The 15904-nt window shown below is 68.1% G+C and carries 20 protein-coding genes; 13 read left to right on the top strand and 7 right to left on the bottom strand.

The genetic code is table 11. The features are described 5' to 3' along the window. The first annotated feature begins 306 nt into the window (after positions 1–306). The 4 genes from ABD333_RS36280 (at position 307) to ABD333_RS36265 (ending at position 3178) form a co-directional block, all read left to right on the top strand. Positions 307–918 (top strand): TetR/AcrR family transcriptional regulator, encoded by a 612-nt coding sequence (locus ABD333_RS36280; protein WP_344547101.1) that lies wholly within the window; start codon positions 307–309, stop codon positions 916–918. A gap of 273 nt (positions 919–1191) precedes the next feature. Then, positions 1192–1533, top strand: coding sequence for a hypothetical protein (locus tag ABD333_RS36275; RefSeq protein ID WP_344547100.1), 342 nt, complete (start codon positions 1192–1194; stop codon positions 1531–1533). 222 nt (positions 1534–1755) lie between these two features. Then, positions 1756–2223 (top strand): SRPBCC family protein, encoded by a 468-nt coding sequence (locus tag ABD333_RS36270; protein WP_344547099.1) that lies wholly within the window; start codon positions 1756–1758, stop codon positions 2221–2223. A 628-nt stretch (positions 2224–2851) separates the two neighbouring features. After that, entirely contained in the window at positions 2852–3178 is a 327-nt protein-coding gene (locus tag ABD333_RS36265; RefSeq protein WP_344547098.1) for a hypothetical protein, read from the top strand. 324 nt (positions 3179–3502) lie between these two features. On the opposite strand, the gene ABD333_RS36260 is transcribed toward ABD333_RS36265, so the two are convergent. Continuing rightward, entirely contained in the window at positions 3503–4936 is a 1434-nt protein-coding gene (locus ABD333_RS36260) for a chymotrypsin family serine protease (RefSeq protein ID WP_344547097.1), read from the bottom strand. Between the two features lie 418 nt (positions 4937–5354). Here ABD333_RS36260 and ABD333_RS36255 point away from each other — a divergent pair, with 418 nt between their 5' ends. The 6 genes from ABD333_RS36255 (at position 5355) to ABD333_RS36230 (ending at position 7918) form a co-directional block, all read left to right on the top strand. Next, positions 5355–5486, top strand: a complete 132-nt coding sequence (locus ABD333_RS36255) for a hypothetical protein (RefSeq protein WP_344547096.1) — start codon at positions 5355–5357, stop codon at positions 5484–5486. 33 nt (positions 5487–5519) lie between these two features. Next, positions 5520–5867 (top strand): MmgE/PrpD family protein, encoded by a 348-nt coding sequence (locus tag ABD333_RS36250; RefSeq protein WP_344547095.1) that lies wholly within the window; start codon positions 5520–5522, stop codon positions 5865–5867. Between the two features lie 21 nt (positions 5868–5888). Continuing rightward, on the top strand, positions 5889–6158 hold the full coding sequence (locus tag ABD333_RS36245; RefSeq protein WP_344547149.1) for a haloacid dehalogenase-like hydrolase: 270 nt from the start codon (positions 5889–5891) through the stop codon (positions 6156–6158). 342 nt (positions 6159–6500) lie between these two features. Continuing rightward, complete coding sequence (locus ABD333_RS36240) at positions 6501–7187, top strand: SGNH/GDSL hydrolase family protein (protein ID WP_344547094.1); 687 nt, start codon at positions 6501–6503, stop codon at positions 7185–7187. Positions 7188–7238: 51 nt separating this feature from the next. Further along, positions 7239–7574, top strand: coding sequence for a helix-turn-helix domain-containing protein (locus tag ABD333_RS36235; RefSeq protein WP_344547093.1), 336 nt, complete (start codon positions 7239–7241; stop codon positions 7572–7574). Next, entirely contained in the window at positions 7520–7918 is a 399-nt protein-coding gene (locus tag ABD333_RS36230) for a helix-turn-helix domain-containing protein (RefSeq protein WP_344547092.1), read from the top strand. Before ABD333_RS36235 ends, ABD333_RS36230 begins: the two co-directional genes overlap by 55 nt. Positions 7919–7964: 46 nt before the next feature. On the opposite strand, the gene ABD333_RS36225 is transcribed toward ABD333_RS36230, so the two are convergent. Then, the gene (locus tag ABD333_RS36225; RefSeq protein WP_344547148.1) at positions 7965–8552 is read right to left on the bottom strand and encodes an SGNH/GDSL hydrolase family protein; all 588 of its coding nucleotides are present in this window, start codon (positions 8550–8552) and stop codon (positions 7965–7967) included. Positions 8553–9817: 1265 nt separating this feature from the next. On the opposite strand from ABD333_RS36225, the gene ABD333_RS36220 reads away from it, so the two are divergent. Next, positions 9818–10093: a hypothetical protein gene (locus ABD333_RS36220; RefSeq protein ID WP_344547091.1), complete on the top strand. Its 276-nt coding sequence runs from the start codon at positions 9818–9820 to the stop codon at positions 10091–10093. A 390-nt stretch (positions 10094–10483) separates the two neighbouring features. Further along, a complete protein-coding gene (locus ABD333_RS36215; RefSeq protein ID WP_344547090.1) occupies positions 10484–10711 on the top strand; it encodes an SRPBCC family protein in 228 nt (75 codons plus the stop codon). 76 nt (positions 10712–10787) lie between these two features. Here ABD333_RS36215 and ABD333_RS36210 read toward each other — a convergent pair whose 3' ends face one another. The 3 genes from ABD333_RS36210 to ABD333_RS36200 form a co-directional block, all read right to left on the bottom strand. Beyond that, positions 10788–10958: a hypothetical protein gene (locus ABD333_RS36210; RefSeq protein WP_344547089.1), complete on the bottom strand. Its 171-nt coding sequence runs from the start codon at positions 10956–10958 to the stop codon at positions 10788–10790. A gap of 123 nt (positions 10959–11081) precedes the next feature. After that, positions 11082–12386: an aspartyl protease family protein gene (locus tag ABD333_RS36205; protein ID WP_344547088.1), complete on the bottom strand. Its 1305-nt coding sequence runs from the start codon at positions 12384–12386 to the stop codon at positions 11082–11084. Positions 12387–12396: 10 nt separating this feature from the next. Further along, a complete protein-coding gene (locus ABD333_RS36200; protein WP_344547087.1) occupies positions 12397–12669 on the bottom strand; it encodes a hypothetical protein in 273 nt (90 codons plus the stop codon). 634 nt (positions 12670–13303) lie between these two features. Between ABD333_RS36200 and ABD333_RS36195 the strand changes: the two genes are divergently transcribed. After that, positions 13304–14293, top strand: a complete 990-nt coding sequence (locus tag ABD333_RS36195; protein ID WP_344547086.1) for a hypothetical protein — start codon at positions 13304–13306, stop codon at positions 14291–14293. A 289-nt stretch (positions 14294–14582) separates the two neighbouring features. Here the strand turns inward: ABD333_RS36195 and ABD333_RS47670 are convergent, their stop codons facing one another. After that, positions 14583–14822: a hypothetical protein gene (locus ABD333_RS47670; protein ID WP_410557115.1), complete on the bottom strand. Its 240-nt coding sequence runs from the start codon at positions 14820–14822 to the stop codon at positions 14583–14585. A gap of 477 nt (positions 14823–15299) precedes the next feature. Continuing rightward, complete coding sequence (locus ABD333_RS36190; RefSeq protein WP_344547085.1) at positions 15300–15821, bottom strand: EF-hand domain-containing protein; 522 nt, start codon at positions 15819–15821, stop codon at positions 15300–15302. Between the last annotated feature and the right edge of the window lie 83 nt (positions 15822–15904).

The following is a 15904-nucleotide window of genomic DNA, read 5'->3' as shown; positions in this document are numbered from 1 at the left end:
TGCCGCACCTGACCATCACGCCACACGTCCATGAGCACCCCAAGATGATGAGTGAAGACTCCGATGTGTCACACGGAACTCTCTGCGAGCCGAACAGGGACCGCTCGTTCGCCTACAAGCACTTCAGAGCAGATCGACGCCTGTGCCGGCGGCCGGGCTCGTCGCCCCGGTCGGCGGCGCGGCCGTCCGCGCGTGCCGGGCTCGGCCTCGGCGAGCCGGTCGAGCGTCAGCACAGGGTTCCCCTCTCAGCTACTTTGATCTTTCAAGGTACGCTGCTACTTAGAGATGTCAAGGTATGGTGAGTGGGTGCAGCGACGCGTACGGCGAGATCCCGACGAAGCCAAACGGCTCATCCTCCAAGCGGCCCAGCAGTTGCTGGCCGAGGGCGGCCTGGCGGCCGTCCAGGTACGCGCCGTGGCGGCCAAGGTCGGCATCACCGACGCCGCGGTGAATCACCACTTCGGCACCCGCGATCAGCTCCTGACCGCGCTGCTCAAACATGGCGGCGCACAGGTGCGGCAACGCATCCGTCAGGTGGTCGCGGGCTGGGTCAGCGATGACGCCGATGTCGGCGCACTCGTCCACGCGCTCGCACAGCTCTACGCCGACGGCTACGCCGAGCTGGCGCTGGCGCTGCACCAGTCAGGATGGCGCGATCAGGGCAGCGGGATGCTCGACGACGTCGTCGACGCCCTCCACGAACGCATCACCGCGCGGGCACGGCAGCGGCAACGCCCCGCGCCCGACCGCCGCCACACCCAGCTCACCGTCGCCGCCCTGCATCAAGCGCTCGCGATGGAACCGATCGTCGGCCAGCAGTTCCGGCGCAGTGCGGGCCTGACCGGACCCTCCCGGCAGGACGCAGCCGACGCCCTCCTCTGGTGGCAGGATCTGGTGACGCGCATGCTCGACCCATGAGCCAGGCGGATCGTCCTCGGGCGATCGCGGGATGATCAGACGGCCAGGCCATGGGCACCCCGGTGTCACCGGTGGCCTGGCTGAGGGCGGCGTCCAGGAAAGCGCGCGCGCCGCCCAGCGATCAGGGCGTCACCCGGTGCGGCTCACGGTGGTGCGGCCGGGGCCGAGTTCGGTCCCCTGTGGGGTGGGGCCGCCCAAGCGCGGCATGTCGAGGTAGAGGCTGCCGATAGCCAGCAGGTCTCCGTGAGCATGGGGACAAGGAAGGCCCCTTTGATGTGCCCGACCGTTGTTCTCTCGCTGCCGCCGGTTGACCTGGCACAGGCCAGGTGCGATCTCGCCACGAAACGCATCGGCCGTCATGATTCGGCTGACCTCATCGCGACGCTGGTGGCCGCGTCGGTTCTGACTTTCGGTCTCAGCCGGCTGTCGGCCGTGGGTGGTGTGGGCGGCAGTGTACTGATGTTCACTGCCCTGTTCGGTCTTCAGGAAGCGGTGCCCACCCTCGCGCTGGCGCAGCTCGCGCTGGCCGGCGGCCTGCTCCTGCCTCACGTACCGGCCGAACTCCTCAAACGTTCGCTCGGCGCTTTGCTCAGCATGAGTTATCAGTTACTTTGACCTATCAAGGTATATGATAACCTTGGAATGTCAAGGTAGCGTGGGAGTGTACGGGGATGAGACGGCGAGATCCGACGAAGCCAAACGGTTCGTCCTCCAGACGGCCGAGCAACTGCTGGCCGACCCGGCTCCGGAGCCTGTCCTGCCGTCGCCTGACCGCGACCGGCAGCTCACGCTGGACCAGCTCATTGACTTTTCCAGGCGAAGGGCATGATCATTTCTATGCAGAAACTCCACCTCACGCAGGCTCCCGCCGCGTATGCATGCATGATCGTCCGTAGATCGGCTGAGGAGGTGTTCCAAGCGTTCGCTGATCCGGCCGTCACCCGCCGTTTCTGGTACAGCAAGAGCAGCGGCCCGATGGTCGCGAGGGCCGAACTGCGCTGGGAGTGGGAGACCTATGGCGCATCCGTCGAGGTTCGCGTCAAGGAGGTGCAGGAAGGCCGACTGATCCGGTTCGAGTGGGGCAACTACGAGCAGCCGACCACGGTCGAACTGCGGTTCACCACCCGCACGGAAAACGCCACGTTCGTCGAGATAACCGAGACCGGCTTCCAGGGCTCAGGGGACGACGCCGTCCGCTGGGTCAACGACACCGTCGGCGGATTCAGTACCGCCTTGTGCGCGATGAAGGCCCTGCTCGAGTACGGCATCGAACTCAACGCTGTACCTGATCACCACCCGGCCTGACCGCCGTCAAGGGCCACCGGGTCAGCCGGGACCTTCTGCCCTGCCGAGCCGTCATCGAGGCCCAGCAATAACCAGCCAGCGGACACGATCAGCCCAACCGCGCGGAATCTGCGACGTCTTTTCCGTCACTGCCCGGTCCCGCGTGGGGCGGGCCGAGCTCAGGATTCGGCTGGCGCTACAGCCGCGCCGCGAGCGTAGAACAGGCCAGCGACAGCCGCCGTCAGGCATCGGCTCGGCGTGGCCGCGCTGGCTGGCGAATGCCTGCCAGTTGCTCACGACGGTGGTCGGCACCGGAACGGCAGACCAGCGCGACGGGCGAGGGCGTCCCAGTCGGCGGCGTTCAAGAGCGGCTTGCACTCCGCACAGGCGTACCAGAACTGTCGGAAGGTGTGCGGTGCGGTCGGCTTGGCCGCCGACCTGTGCCTCAGCGAACAGGGCGTTTGCCGTGCCGGTGAGTTCATGGCGCTGGGCGCGCACTCACGCAACGACATCCAGCTACGGCTGTGCGTAAAGACACCAGACGCGATAACCATGATGCCGCGCTGAAGGGTGTCCGCAGTCGCACGGTCAAACGTGACAGCATCATGATGTACGACCACATCAGGCAGACCTACTGCAAAAGGCCCTGGTGGCAAAGTCGTACAAGCTTTACGTGAGGGGCCGCCTGCATCACAAGATCACCGGGCGCGTCGGCAAGCTTGGCCCTGAAAAGCGAATCCGCCTGCTCCTGTACATCCCCCGCCCGCAGATCCGCCCCGCGGCCATCACCGCGGCCGCCGTGCTGGCCCCGGCTACCTTCACCGTCCCGGTTCACGCCGCTGCCGCCGCGGCGGCAGCGACAGACCTCAAGGTCAATGTCACATCTCTGACCGTTCAGAAAGAACCTTTGACGTCGGTGTACACCGGGTGCGTGGCGAGGTCGTACATCCCGGTGCCGCCGGGCCATTTGACATGATCGCCCGCGGCCGCGAACGCCTTGGCCGTGACGTACTCGGCCAAGACGGCCGACACGCTCTTGAACGCGCCGGCGCCAATGGTCAGTTCATCTCACGCGCTGCTCGGGTCGCAGGAGATTCAGCCACGTTGCTACCACCCCGACATCTTTTCTCCAAGTGCCATCAGATGTGGTGGAAAAGCGGTCTGTCCGGCCGCCGGGCCGGCGACCGGACAGAACCTGTGGCTGCTGTCCGGCCGCCCCTCAGATGATCCCGAGTGGCACGGGCTTCACTGCCACCCCGTCACGTGTGCAGCTCCACGTGTGCGGCTCTAGGCGAAGGAACTACCTGGTCCAGACGACATAGCCGTGCTTGTAGAACGTCGTGTCGGTTGGCGTGAAGATGTCCCCGGACCGGTCTCCGCCGCTAGTGACTCCGTAGACGGTGCCGCCGTAGTACCAGGGGCCGCCGCTGTCACCACCCTGGGTGTAGCCCTTCTTGGTCTCGGCCAGGCCATAGACGACCGGATACCCCCACTGCCCATAGTCGTTGATCCATCCGAGTTGTTCGACGTTGTCGCAGCTTTCTCCGGTGGTCCTGCCGTACTTACAGACCCTGGTTCCCACGCGCGGGCGGTTCTCTTTGTCTGCGTAGCGCTTCTTGGTGTGGGTGAAGTAGAACGTCCTTGTCGGCGTGTCGGACCCGGCGGTGCCGGTGTTGTTGAACGCGATGTCGCCGTGCTCGCCCATGTGCTTCATCTTTCGGACGACTTGGGTGTGCCCGGTGTCGTTACCGTGGTTTCGGTGGCGCAGCAGTTCATGAGCCCACATACAGTGCCCAGCGGTTGAGGATCGCTTGGCCGAGCCACCGCGTTCAATCACGTTGAAGGCGGCTGTGCAGTGCGCCGCGTAGTTGTCGCTGGCCGTACGCCGTTCAAGCCAGCCGCCGCCTCGGAGGTAGCCGTCCATGGGAGCCTTCGAAGCGTTGGCCACGACGGTTTTGGCGGAGATGCCGTTGACTGATGGGGTAGGGGGATCCAGTTCTGCTTCGAGTGTGGCGTTACGCTTGACCTCTGGTTTGAGTTGCGCGCTGACGGTGACGGTACCGGTGCGGATGTCATAACCGGCGGACGCTGCCGCGACGGCGGAGTTCTGGACTACATGTGCGTGTGCCGCGCGATTCTGGGCGTCAAGTTCCTTCTCACTGAAACCCCGGTTGCCGGTGAGCGTCACCTTCACCGGAAGCGCTTTGACCGTCTCGATCGCCGCCGGGGGGATGGCGCCCTTGAACCCGAACCACGCGGAGGATCCGTCATCGGCTTTGATTGCGCCGGAGAACTGGTCGGGGTAATCGTCTTCGAGTTTGTCGGCGATGTCGTTGAACTGGTCCTGCCAGCCGTGCGCGTCGATCGCCGTGGCCAGATCGGTGCCGTCATCCTTGGCGATCAGTGCCAGGTCGTGCAGTTGCGCGGCGGTCAGATCGTCGATGGTCACATTGGGGATATCGACTGGTCCGTCGGGTTCGTCGGCTTTGGTGAGCCGGTTGGCGGCCTGGGCGATATGGATGTCCAGGGCCTGTTGCAGGGAGATGCCCTTTGCCTGCGCATCATTCTTGATCTTGACGAGGGTGGGTCGGTTGACCGGCGCCGGATCGTCCAGCACAACGTCGGTGCTTCGAGGGGAGAGTCGGCCGGGGTCGGCCCAGACGGGGATCGCCGGGGTGAGGACGAGCGTGACGGTCACGGCCGCCGTGGCCAGTGCAACCGCAGGTGCGGGCATGCTTCGCACGCGAATTCCTCCGAGGGGTCAGGAGCGGGGGCTTGATGATCTTGACCATAGGCAACAGAAGATCAAAGCGACATCCTGTCCCTGGATGATCTTGCACCCTCCTGTAGGAGGAGGCGACCCTGCCGCACTCCCGACCGGCCCGTACCGGCGCGCTGGAGCAGGCGCTGCACACCGCGACGGCTGGCCGACCCGGGCGGCCGGGATTGGGCGCTGGCCGAGCGGTACAGCGATCAGTGGCCCGACGCCCGAGAGGTGCGGATGTTCGCCGAGGAGCCGCACGACCGGGGTGTGATCTTGAGTGCCACCTAAGCACACGTGTCGAAGGCCGGTCCGCATCTGCGGCCGGGGAGGTCGAGGTCGCTGTCGAGGCCGCGATGGACTCCGCCCGCGCCACCCGGTCACCGCCTACATGAGCCAGGACCCCCGCATCGAGATCGACGTCGTCTCCAAGACCGGCCGGGACAGCCGTCCCGAGGTGGCCGTCAGCAATTCCTTCGGGTTCGGCGGACAGAACGCTGTGCTCGTACTCACTCGGGCATGACCCCGGGCCTACCACGACAGGCAGGGGTATGAGGTGCCACGAACACCGGAAGCCGACGGGTCGTTGACCGTGCGGCTCGCGCAGTGGGCGTCCGGTCTGCGCCACACGGACCTGCCCGACCGGATCAACGCCTATGCGACCAGCCAGCTCATCTCGCACCTCGCCGTGGTCCGGGCCGGCATGGCGCATCCGCTGGGGCAGAGGTTGGTCAAGGCGTTCGGATCACCGACCGACGACCGCCCCGATCAGGCGGCGTACGTCCTGGCGGCGCTCTCCGCGTGTCTGTACTACGAGGACAGCATGTACGTGGGCCACGTCTGGCACTCCTCGCTCGGGGCGGCCGAGCTCGACGCGACGGTCCGGGAGGTGCTCGGCGCATGACGGACCACACCCGCGTCGGCACTGCGCGCGCTCGCCGCCGAGGGAGCCGGCAGGGCAGAGGTCATGCGCGCCTACTACCACTACCGCGTGTACGCGGGGCAGCGCGCCGTGGATCTGTCCGCCCAGGGGCGTGCGTGGTTCCGGCAGGAGCGGTGTGCGGGGAACCTGTTCCTGCCCGCCAGCCTGGAGGCATTCCAGGAGCATCTGCGCCGGGGAGAGTTCACCGTGCTGGTGTCCGGCTCCTTCGCCCCCTGCCTCGATCCGCTGGCCGACTGCCTCGGCGCCGCGTAGGTCGTGGGCGCCCGCCTCGAAACCGTCGAAGGCGTCCACACCGGACGCCTCATCACGCCCATGCGCACAGACCGTCATGGAAACCCACGGCATGGACCCCGCCGAGTGCGGTGCCTACGGCGATCACGCATCCGACCTTCCCATGCTCCCGGTCGTCGTGGGCGACGATCCTGTCCTGGTCCGGCATGCGACGGCCCGTGGCTGGCGAAGGCTGCCGGGTCGGGCCGGCCGTCCGGACACCGGAACGGCGTCGGAGGATGGCGCCGGATTCTCGCCAGCCCGGCAACCCACCGGCTGGCATCGTTGATCCCCATCCCGCGAAGCCTTCAGAGGAGTCCAGACATGACCGACACGATGGAGTACGCAGCCGAAGCCGCCGACCCCCAGCTGCTGTCCCCGGGCGAGGGCGCCCGTGTGCTGGCAGACGCCCCGTGGAAGCGGCTTGCCGTACTGGGGGACAGCGGCGCCGAAGGAGTCACCGAGGCGTACGAGGGCTATCGGCACCTGCCCTGGGCGGAGCGCTTCATCCAGGAGATGCGGACCGTGCAGCCGGACCTGGAGGTCCTCAAGCTGGGGCTGCGCAACCTCTTCGCCGCGCAGGTGCGCGAGACGCAGCTGGCACCGGCGCTGGAGTTCCGGCCGGACCTGGCCGTCGTGTTCTGCGGAGGCAACGACATGTTGCAGCGGCACTTCGACGTCGACGCGGTCGAGTCCGAACTGTCGCTCATCATCACGCCGTTGCGGGAATCGGGGTGCACGGTCGTCACCTCGGGCCTCTTCGACATCACGGTCTCCCCGTACGTCGACGAGCGGTACCGCAAGCCGATGAGCGAGCGCATCGCCGCCTGGTCGGAGCGGACCAAGCAGGTGGCCGAGCGGCTCGGAGCGGTCCACGTGGACCTGCCCCGGCACCCCGCGGGCAACGAGGAGATCTTCAGCACCGACGGCCTGCATCTCAACGCCCGCGGCCAGGCGATCCTGTGCACCGAGATCGTACGAAGCCTGGGGCAGCACCTGCGGAGCCGCTGAGCGAGGCCGGCGTCGCGGGCGCCGTCCACCACGTCCAGGGGAGGATCTGTGATGTCCGGTTCGCGTGCGTGCGTGGCCACGACCAAGGACGACGTGCGCCGCCTCGGTGATTCCTTCATGAAGAGTCCGGAGGCCTGGCAGGCCGCCGCGGACCTGGGCATGTCCCGCCACGGCTATTACTTCCGGGGGACGCGGCGGTGTCCTGGGCCAGTGACTGCGGACGTCACCGCCGCCGTCTTCGGGTTCTTCCCACTGGAGTTCGTCCGCACGCACTGTGCGGCGCAGCCGGACACACCGCCGCCACCGGAGATCACGGCCCGCTACGCGGAGTCGTGCCGTGCCTGGGGGCGCCGCTGCCTGGCGGCTTCTCGTCCGCCGCCCGGCTAGCCGAGCTCCTGGAGACAGTCGCCGACCGGGTGGAGGTGCCCGGTATCCCTCTGTTCGCGGGCTGGCGGGACGTCCAGCGCCCCGATGACGCTCCCGCGCGCGTCGTCCAACTGGCTCATGTCCTGCGGGAACACCGGGGCGGTCTGCATCTCTCGGCCGTGCTGACCACAGGGATCACGCAGCGGGAGGCCACCCTCACCCGGGACAACGGCCTTCGGCGAGCGGAGTTCCTGGGCTGGCAAGGTCCCTACCCCCGTATCGACGGGCTGCTGCGCGCCGCGTCGGCCCTGGCGGTGGCACGGCACAGGTCTGCCGCGCCGCAGGCCGCCGACGCCCTTACCTGAGAAGCCGTCCTGCGCGGCCGGGCCCCGCCGGACGGCTTGTCGTCGCTCAGATACGGCTCGACAGGAGCATTCCGAGGCCCTGGATGACGGCCCCCGCCGCGATGGCGTGGCCGCGGCAGTTCAGATAGGGAGCGGTCGAGCTCCAGGGGCTCGGCCCCGGCGTCACGGGCCGCCGCGCGAGGTCCACGTAGAGCGCCCCGTGCCGCAATGAGATGGCCTCGGTGCGCTCGGCCAGGAGCCGGGCGCGGTACCGCGCTTCGGCCTGGCACTGTTCCAACACGAGATGTGAGCAGGACATGTCGGGCACGCCCATCGTGAGCACCGTGCAGCCGGTGTCGCGCAGCGGGCCGATCATGCGGCTCAGCTCGATCTCCACCGCGTGGGCGTCGAAGGAGACGCCGAGGACGTCGGTTCCCCCGCAGGCGATCACCGCGAGGGTGGACTTGAGGGTCAGCGCCCTGGCGAGCTGACGGGCCCGTATGTCAGCGTCCAGCAGGCCCCGCTTGCCCAGGTTGATGTAGGCCAGTTCGGGGTGGACGGCCCGCAGCGTGTTCGAGACGCGGTCCGCCCACGACCTGCGTCGGAATCCCTCCATGGGCTCCCCGACTCCCTCGGCCGCTCCGTCGCCGATCACCACGAGGCGATGCCAGGGGAGCCCGACACCAGCCGCTGGGCTTCTTCTTCGGGCAGGCAGCACGGATCGTCGATTTCTCTCGGAGCCGCGACCGATACGCTGCCACGCACGCGTGCCCTCACTCCGCCACCCGCAGGGTCTCGGCGTACGGCCCCGCCCAGTCGGGGACGTTCTCGATCTGGTCCACGGCGGTCGTCCGGGTCCGGTCCCGGTCGGTGTCGCGGTCCAGCCCTTCGAAGAACGGCTCCGACGAGGAGTGGGTGGCCAGGACCCGGGCGACGCCACCGCCGCAGTCACCCGCTACTGCTCGAACTGCGCCGAGCAGGCCCGTCGCGAGACTTGCTCCCGATGCGGCCGGGTCAACCGGGTCGGAACCCGCACCCCAGACGGGGTGATCTGCAAGAACTGCTACCGGCGTTCCAAGCCTGCGGCAACTGCGGCCAAGTCCGGGGCGTTGACGGCCGGACGGCGAACGGGGAGGCGCTTTGCCCGGCGTGTGTGAGGCGGCCGCCGGTCGCCTGCGCGAACTGCGAGGAGGTCGGGCGCTGGCACGCGCGCCGCGGCAACCTCCCCGGATCTGCGACGACTGCCACAGGAACCGCAAGTGCGGAGGCTGTGGTCGCGTCCGCCGGATCAACAAGCTGGCGACCGCGACGACACCCGACCTCTGCGGGTCGTGTTACCGGGGACCGACAGCCGCCTACTCGGTCTGGGTGCTCTCGGCGTGGCCGTGTAGCGCGTGCACCAGCCCCGGAACGATCGCCTCGATGTTGTCTGGCTACAGACGGACCCCGGACGCGAGGAATGCCTTGTGATCTGCGATCGGGTCGCCCTGGCGCGTATGACGCACGATCAGCATCTCGTACGCGCGTCGATGCCGGCCGTCGTCCCACAGCCGGGATAGGAAACGCTGAGGAAACATGCTCCCGTGTTCTGTGTCCTCACATCGGCCGTGATCATCCCCGCAGCGCGGGACTCAACACGGCGTGAGGAGCCCTGGCATGACCCCAAGCTGATCTCAACGTCGCGTTCCTGCGGCGAATCTCGGCCCCGCCGCGCGGCCCTCATCGGGTAAATGGCCGCCACAATTCCCTGCCCGCCCGACCACCCCCCTGAAGGGACTGTCCATGCGAATCCGTCCAAAAGTCGGACTGACCAGAACCAGCATAATCGCTGCCGCCGTCGGCGCCGCGACACTGATGGTAACCGCGGTTCCCGCCGAGTCCGCCCCACTGCGAAACCGCTGCATCCAGGGCGGACCGTCCATGATGGGCGGTGAAGGATGCTTCGAGTCCTACGGCGATGTTTTCAACGCCGATGACTGGGTGTCCAACGGCCGCCGCATCGTCGTGAAGTGGGAGACCGACTACGGCGACCGCGGCACATGCCATGACGCCGGCGGAGAAGCCGGCCCTGGCAACTACTGCAACGCGAACCTCCGGGAGTCCGGCCGGGTCCGGATCCAGGTCGTGGAACGCAATGGCGCAGAAGGCCCCGACTACTACCCGGGCCCGTGGTCGTCCTGGTGGTCGATCGACTAGGCCGGTCCCGGTCGGCGACCCCGCACTGACCGGCGCGTCATCAGGATCGGGTTGCGCCTGCCCGCGTCATCGCAGGCCACCCGTTCCTGCAGCCCGCATTCCCGACCCGTGTGGGCAGTGCCCTGTCACGTTGCGCCATGCGATGTGCGAGAACAGCCAGGCCGGGAGCCGGTGCCGATCCCCCGATGCCACCGTCACCTTGCGGACGTTCGGGCCTCGGCCTTGAGCCGCGACCGGGCGTACTCAGGAGACCGCCACGCGTCGGCCCGCTCACTCTGAAGAACGGCGAGAAGGCACAGCTGCCCGGCATGGCAGCCGGGTGGTGCTGCGCAGCCAGGCGTCGCCCACGGGAAAGCCCGGCAGCGCGGGCCACAGCAGCTTGTCGGACCGGTGCCCGGACCGCCGGAGTGGGTCGGCACCACCGTGCGCTGGGACCTCCGCCAGGACGGCGACTACACGATCGTGCTGTTCAGTCACGAGGGCTGGCGCGAGCAGGTGGAGTTCATGAACCACTGCAGCACCAAGTGGGCCACCTTCCTGATGAGCCTCAAGCAGCGCCTCGAAACCGGGCAAGGCGCCCCCGACCCGCACGACGTACGAATCAGCGACTGGCACTGATCCGCCAAACCCTCTGACCACCGCCCGCGAGCAGCGACGTTCGCGGGCGGTGGTCCGTGGGTGGGCGGCTCTGTCGTCAGGGGGTGCCAGTTGGGGCGCTCATGGCCGCGTCCGGACGGTCGGCGGTGGGGGGCAGCGGGAAGAGGGCGAAGAACCGTCCGGCGATCGCCGGGTCGCCTTCGAGGGCGAGGTCACCGGTCTTCTGTGCGTCCGCCAGGGTCCGGTCGCCCCAGATGAGGGCGCTCAACGTCGCGGAGACGACCTCGTGCGCAACTGCGAGGGAGGTCGTCCGGCCTGATCTGCCGCTGCCGGACGGCGCCCGGTTTCTGATGATGACCGAGGTGCTGGACCGGCTCCGACCGGCGCGGCGCTATCTGCGCGTGACGGAGAGCTTCATGTCGGTGTAGTCGAAGGTGATGGCGAACGGTTTGAAGAACTCGTGCGTGAAGTTGGCGATCAGGTCGAATCCGAACTGCGCTGACTGGCCAGGGCCGGGAAGGCCAGGGAAGACGTCCTTCGCCGCGACGCCGCGCACGTTCCGTCCCACGGCCCTGCCGAGGCTGATCCGGTCGGCGGTGATCGGATAGCTCGTGCGCCCGAACCGCTCCATCGGATGCTCGTAGTCGACCTCGATGCCGACCCGTTCGGCGATCTCGACCGTGGTGTCGAGGGCGCTGCCGATGCCGCCGGTGTCGACGGTGACCATCCGCGGCCCGTGGTCGCCGAGGCTGCCCAGCGTGCACGGGAAGTGGTCGCCGGCAAGCCAGAGCGGCAGTCGGCCCTGCGCCTGGGACCCGCGCCGCCGGCCTCGGGTCTTGCGTCGCAGGATCAGGGCCCGGCCGGCGTAGTCCATCGTGGTGAGGAAGTGGTAGAAGATCGTCGTCCCGAAGGCGCCCGCCGGCGGCCCGCCCGGAAGAGGCGGCCGCTGGGCGTCGTTCCACTGCACCGGAATGTTGCGGATCTCGATGTCCCCGACCTTGAACGAATCCAGAACGCCCAGATAGAGCGTGACCGGGTGCCCGTCGACGACTCCTCCGGAATAGGAGGCCACCGCGCGCAGACCCGCCTCTTCCGCCGCGTCCTGCGTCAAGTCCAAGGTCGCGTAGGTGTCGAGGAGGAACGTCTTCGGCTCCCCGCCGTTCACCGAGGCCTTGACAGAAGGGATGGGGTCAAGGGACCAGAAGGGAACGCGCGTGCCCCGCGCCCCGTACACCTGCCACGGGACGCCGCTGATGTGCGAGTACACCTCGGCGAACGCCGTGTCGCGGGGCCTGTTGGTGCTCTGCAGCAACGGTATCGCGGGGGTGAGCCGGTCCTGCCGCACGAAGCACTCGGCGAGCCGCTGCCTTGAGGTGACGTCGCCAGGCGTCAGCGCGACGGCCTTGGACAGGTACGTCTCAGCGGGACCGAACCGATTGGCCAGGAGGGCGATGTACCCCAACTGAGCGAGGGCGCGCGCATTACGTGGCTCTCCGCGCAGAAGCCTCCGGTAGCCGCGTTCAGCCTCCCCGAACCTGCCCGCCTTGAAGAGCTGATCGGGGTCTGCGGTGGAGGCGAGTGCGAAGTCGGAGGGACTTTCGACGAGGGGAAGCATCGCGCCGGCAGCCGCGGTCAGGCCTGCTCGTCGTAGAAACGTGCGCCGGCTGGCGTGGGGGAGATCGCCCGTAGGAGTCATGCCAGAGTCCTCACATCGCGTTCGAAGAGGTCACGTCGCGGAGATGATCGGCCCCAGGGAACACGGGACGACGTTTCCCCTGCGTTTCCTCGCAACGCCTCGCGACCACGTCGGTCTTCAGCGCGCGATCGCTCAGGTTGCCTATTGTGGTGCCGAAAAGCTCTCCTGTGGTCGTCCCTTCGTCGCCCACCCGCTCCCAGCTGCCGTTGACGCATTTCCACAATGAGCCGAGGTTGCTTCGCACCTCCTTGCCCTCGGGGTAGTACCAGGTCCCGGTGAGCACCGGCCAGGCGCATTCCGCGCGGGGCAGGGCTGGACCTCGGCCACGATCTCGCCGGCGGAGTTCATCCCGCACGCCAAGTACGTGTGGCAGTCCTCGGGGTTGGGGAACAGCCCGTCCTTGGGGCCTTGCAGCTGGGTTTCGCGGTACTCCTGCTCGCAGGCGGCGTTGTAGCGCGCCGTCGCGTTGGCGACGAGCTCGTCCACGTCCTGCCCGTACAGCGCGGGCACCACCACGACGTGGCGGCCGGTTCGCTCGCGCGCGGCCTCGGCGGCGCGGAGCTTCAGAGCGTCTCTCTCGCGTCGGACGGCCCTCCAGCAGGCCAGGGGTGAGGCGACATGCGGGCTTGCCCGCATGTCGCAGCGTCCCGCTGATGCGGCACCGCACCAGACGATCGCCGCGCGAATACCTAAGTGCGACAGATTCCTCAAGATTCCCTGCTCCGTAACTTCGTGATCAGCAGGAACGACCACGAAGGGGAACGCTACGCCCGGCCTTGAGGACTCCGCCGAGCCGATCGCGATCGATGTGGCCATCCTCGACGCGGTTCCGCCCGCACCGCCTGACCGCACCGGGCGGGGCGTTCCGCTGACCCACCCACACCAACCCCCGGGGGAACGGAATGAAGACTCGCGCCATGGCAGTGACGTTCACCCTCACCGCCCTCGTAGTGCCGCTCCCGATCGGTGGCCCCGCCCAAGCCGAGCAAAGACCGGTCATCGAGGGCACGGTGACGGCGGCTGACCAGGCCTTCATCGACCGGCAGACCAGGTTCGGCGCGATGCCGACCTACAGCGACCCCGCCAAGCCCAACGAGGAGGAACTGAACGCCCGCGTGGCCGTCTACGGCAGCATGTGGACCGAGGACGCCACCCTCTGGGAGGCCGCCCGCCTACCCGTGGTGGGACGGCAGAACATCGAGACGTCGATCCGCGGCACCCTCAAGCTCGTTCCGCTGTTCGGCTTCCGGCCGACGCGCATCGCCGTCGGATCCGGCACGGTCATGTACGGGGCGGACAACGAGGCCACGCTGAGCGGGCACAAGGTGAGCTATCCGGCGATCTACCGGGTAGTGCTCGACAAGGACGGCAAGGTGGTCCAGGGGCGGCGCTATTACGACCGGTACACGTGGTTCAAGCCGCTCCGCTCGACCCTGGAGGACGTCTTCGCAGGGATCTCCGACCGGAGCCGGGGCAAGGCCTCGCCCACCGCGGGACCCGCACGTCCCGGCGACGTCACGCGGCGGGTCGCGGCATGGAACCGCAGGGACGCCGCGGCCCTCGTCGACGGCGTGGGCCGCGCGCCACTGTCGGGCACCGGGCTGCAGGAGCGGACGCTGCGCACGCGCGCCGGCAAGATCGCGTACCTCCAGCGGTTCTTCGGCAAGCTCGGCACCGACCCGCAGGCCGGACTCGCACCGGGCCGGCGCGTCGTGACCCGCGAGGCCACCTACCAGGAGTGGTACGGCACGGTGAACGCCCAGCGCCGCACCACCTCGTTCGGGATCATCGAACGCTTCGGACACCGCGACGGCCGGGTGGCGGACTGGAGCCTGATCTTCGACACCCTCCCACTGATCGCCGACGACAGCACGATCACGGATCTGTACGGCCTGATCAAGCCCTAGCCGTCGGCGGCGGACAGCACCCGCGCCGGCTAGGAAGCTCTTGAACCGCTGCGCAAGGCGAGCGGATGGTGGCTGTGGCACCCTGTGGCCCCACCCGGGTCGAGGCGGCGCCGGCCGCGCTCGACCGGGTGCGGCCGCACTGGCCCAGCATCATGCAGGACGCCGCAATCCGACTGCGGCGGTGGCGCGACTGCTCAGCCGCAACCTCTTGGTCAGCTGCTGGAGTGGGGTCCGGGTGAGGGTCACCGACCGCCTGGTTTCACCAGCTGAAAGCCGCACACCGGGTTGGCTACTGCGCACATGGCGGGTTGTAGGGGAGGCCGCCGCCGACGTGGCGTTGCCATTCCCGCGAGGTCAGGGCGCTTCTGGACGCGGCACAGATACGCTTGGTGGCCTGGGCTGTGTCCAGCACCCACGGGTGGATCGCTCGGTCGCCGCCGCTGGCCAGGGTGCGGCCGTCGGGGCTGAAAGCGATCGACCAGATGGAATGGTTGTGGCCGGTTAGGGGGTAAAACTCCCCGACGCACACATGCCCGAGCCAGCCGTTGATCGTTTGTCATCAGGATTGTGCGAGCTCAGATGACACCATTCCGCCACGGACAACCCGCCGCGGCCTCGCCCTGCCAGGCACGAAGTTGACGCGCCGCCGCTCTCCTGCCGGTCGGCAACATCAATGGCAGAGCCCCTCCCTTCCTGCGGGCCGGATGATCATGTGTCGTGGTCGTCCACATCACCGCGTTGAGGGGCGCTATTCGTGAACGCTTCCCCGCAGACCATCTCCCTCGGGGTTACAGCCGGAGCTCAGTAGCTCGTCGGAGACGATGCGCGCTTTCCGGTCGGCGGGCCAGGACCCGTACCCGGTCTTCGACCTGGCCGCCGGCCGGGTCTGGCTGACCCGCCACGGCAAACCGATCCTGTGGGATGGCCCGCCGCCCGATGACCTCCGGGTCACCCCTGAACCATCCCCTTCGACGGGACGGGCCGTCAGCTCGGCCGGAGGCTCTAGCTACGACTGGGTCTGTGAGTCTCCGCCGAGGTAGTACCTGCGCCAGGCCTGCTCGTACTCCTCCAGGGAGACGATGCCGTCGCCGTTGCGGTCGATGTCGGCCGCGGTCTGGCGGGCCTCGTCCTCCGGCAGGCCGGCGCTCTGGAGGAACCTCTGCAACTCCGCCAGGTCGACCTGTCCGTCGTCGTTGGCATCGACCACCGCGAACTCCGCGGCGACCGCGTCGGTGACGCCTTCGGTGAACATCGAGCCCCTGCTCATCCCGCCGTCCATCGCCTTGATGAACTCCTCGCGGGTGATCCGCCGATCCGAGTCGGCGTCGGCGTACTCGCTGATGATCTCCCAGAAGCGCCGGTACGCGGCACGGAGCGCCTGACCCTTCGCCGAGTCGACGGGAATATCGCCCGCCCGGAGCAGCCCGTTGGCCAGCGCCGCCAGATCGTTCGCCTCGATCACTCCGTTGCGGTCGGTGTCGAGCAGGTCGAAACTGCGCCCGTACCAGGGCGCCACGCCGTCGCTCATGTGACTCTCCTTCTCCATGGCTGCGGAGAACGTCACCGTATGTTCACGCAATGTGGCGAGTCTATAGCGCAGAGTGCTCGAAG

The organism is Actinomadura fulvescens, assembly GCF_039533225.1.
GTDB classification, from domain to species: Bacteria; Actinomycetota; Actinomycetes; order Streptosporangiales; family Streptosporangiaceae; genus Spirillospora; species Spirillospora fulvescens.
This window is presented reverse-complemented; position numbering and strand designations above follow the sequence as displayed.

Excerpts from the sequence above, each read along its gene's own strand:
- ABD333_RS36275 (WP_344547100.1), top strand. The coding sequence starts at position 1,192 with ATGTGCCCGACCGTTGTTCTCTCGCTGCCGCCGGTTGACCTGGCACAG.
- ABD333_RS36270 (WP_344547099.1), top strand. The coding sequence starts at position 1,756 with ATGCAGAAACTCCACCTCACGCAGGCTCCCGCCGCGTATGCATGCATG.
- ABD333_RS36260 (WP_344547097.1), bottom strand. The coding sequence starts at position 4,936 with ATGCCCGCACCTGCGGTTGCACTGGCCACGGCGGCCGTGACCGTCACG.
- ABD333_RS36255 (WP_344547096.1), top strand. The coding sequence starts at position 5,355 with ATGAGCCAGGACCCCCGCATCGAGATCGACGTCGTCTCCAAGACCGGC.
- ABD333_RS36240 (WP_344547094.1), top strand. The coding sequence starts at position 6,501 with ATGACCGACACGATGGAGTACGCAGCCGAAGCCGCCGACCCCCAGCTG.
- ABD333_RS36235 (WP_344547093.1), top strand. The coding sequence starts at position 7,239 with ATGTCCGGTTCGCGTGCGTGCGTGGCCACGACCAAGGACGACGTGCGC.
- ABD333_RS36220 (WP_344547091.1), top strand. The coding sequence starts at position 9,818 with ATGATGGGCGGTGAAGGATGCTTCGAGTCCTACGGCGATGTTTTCAAC.
- ABD333_RS36205 (WP_344547088.1), bottom strand. The coding sequence starts at position 12,386 with ATGACTCCTACGGGCGATCTCCCCCACGCCAGCCGGCGCACGTTTCTA.
- ABD333_RS36195 (WP_344547086.1), top strand. The coding sequence starts at position 13,304 with ATGGCAGTGACGTTCACCCTCACCGCCCTCGTAGTGCCGCTCCCGATC.
- ABD333_RS36190 (WP_344547085.1), bottom strand. The coding sequence starts at position 15,821 with ATGAGCGACGGCGTGGCGCCCTGGTACGGGCGCAGTTTCGACCTGCTC.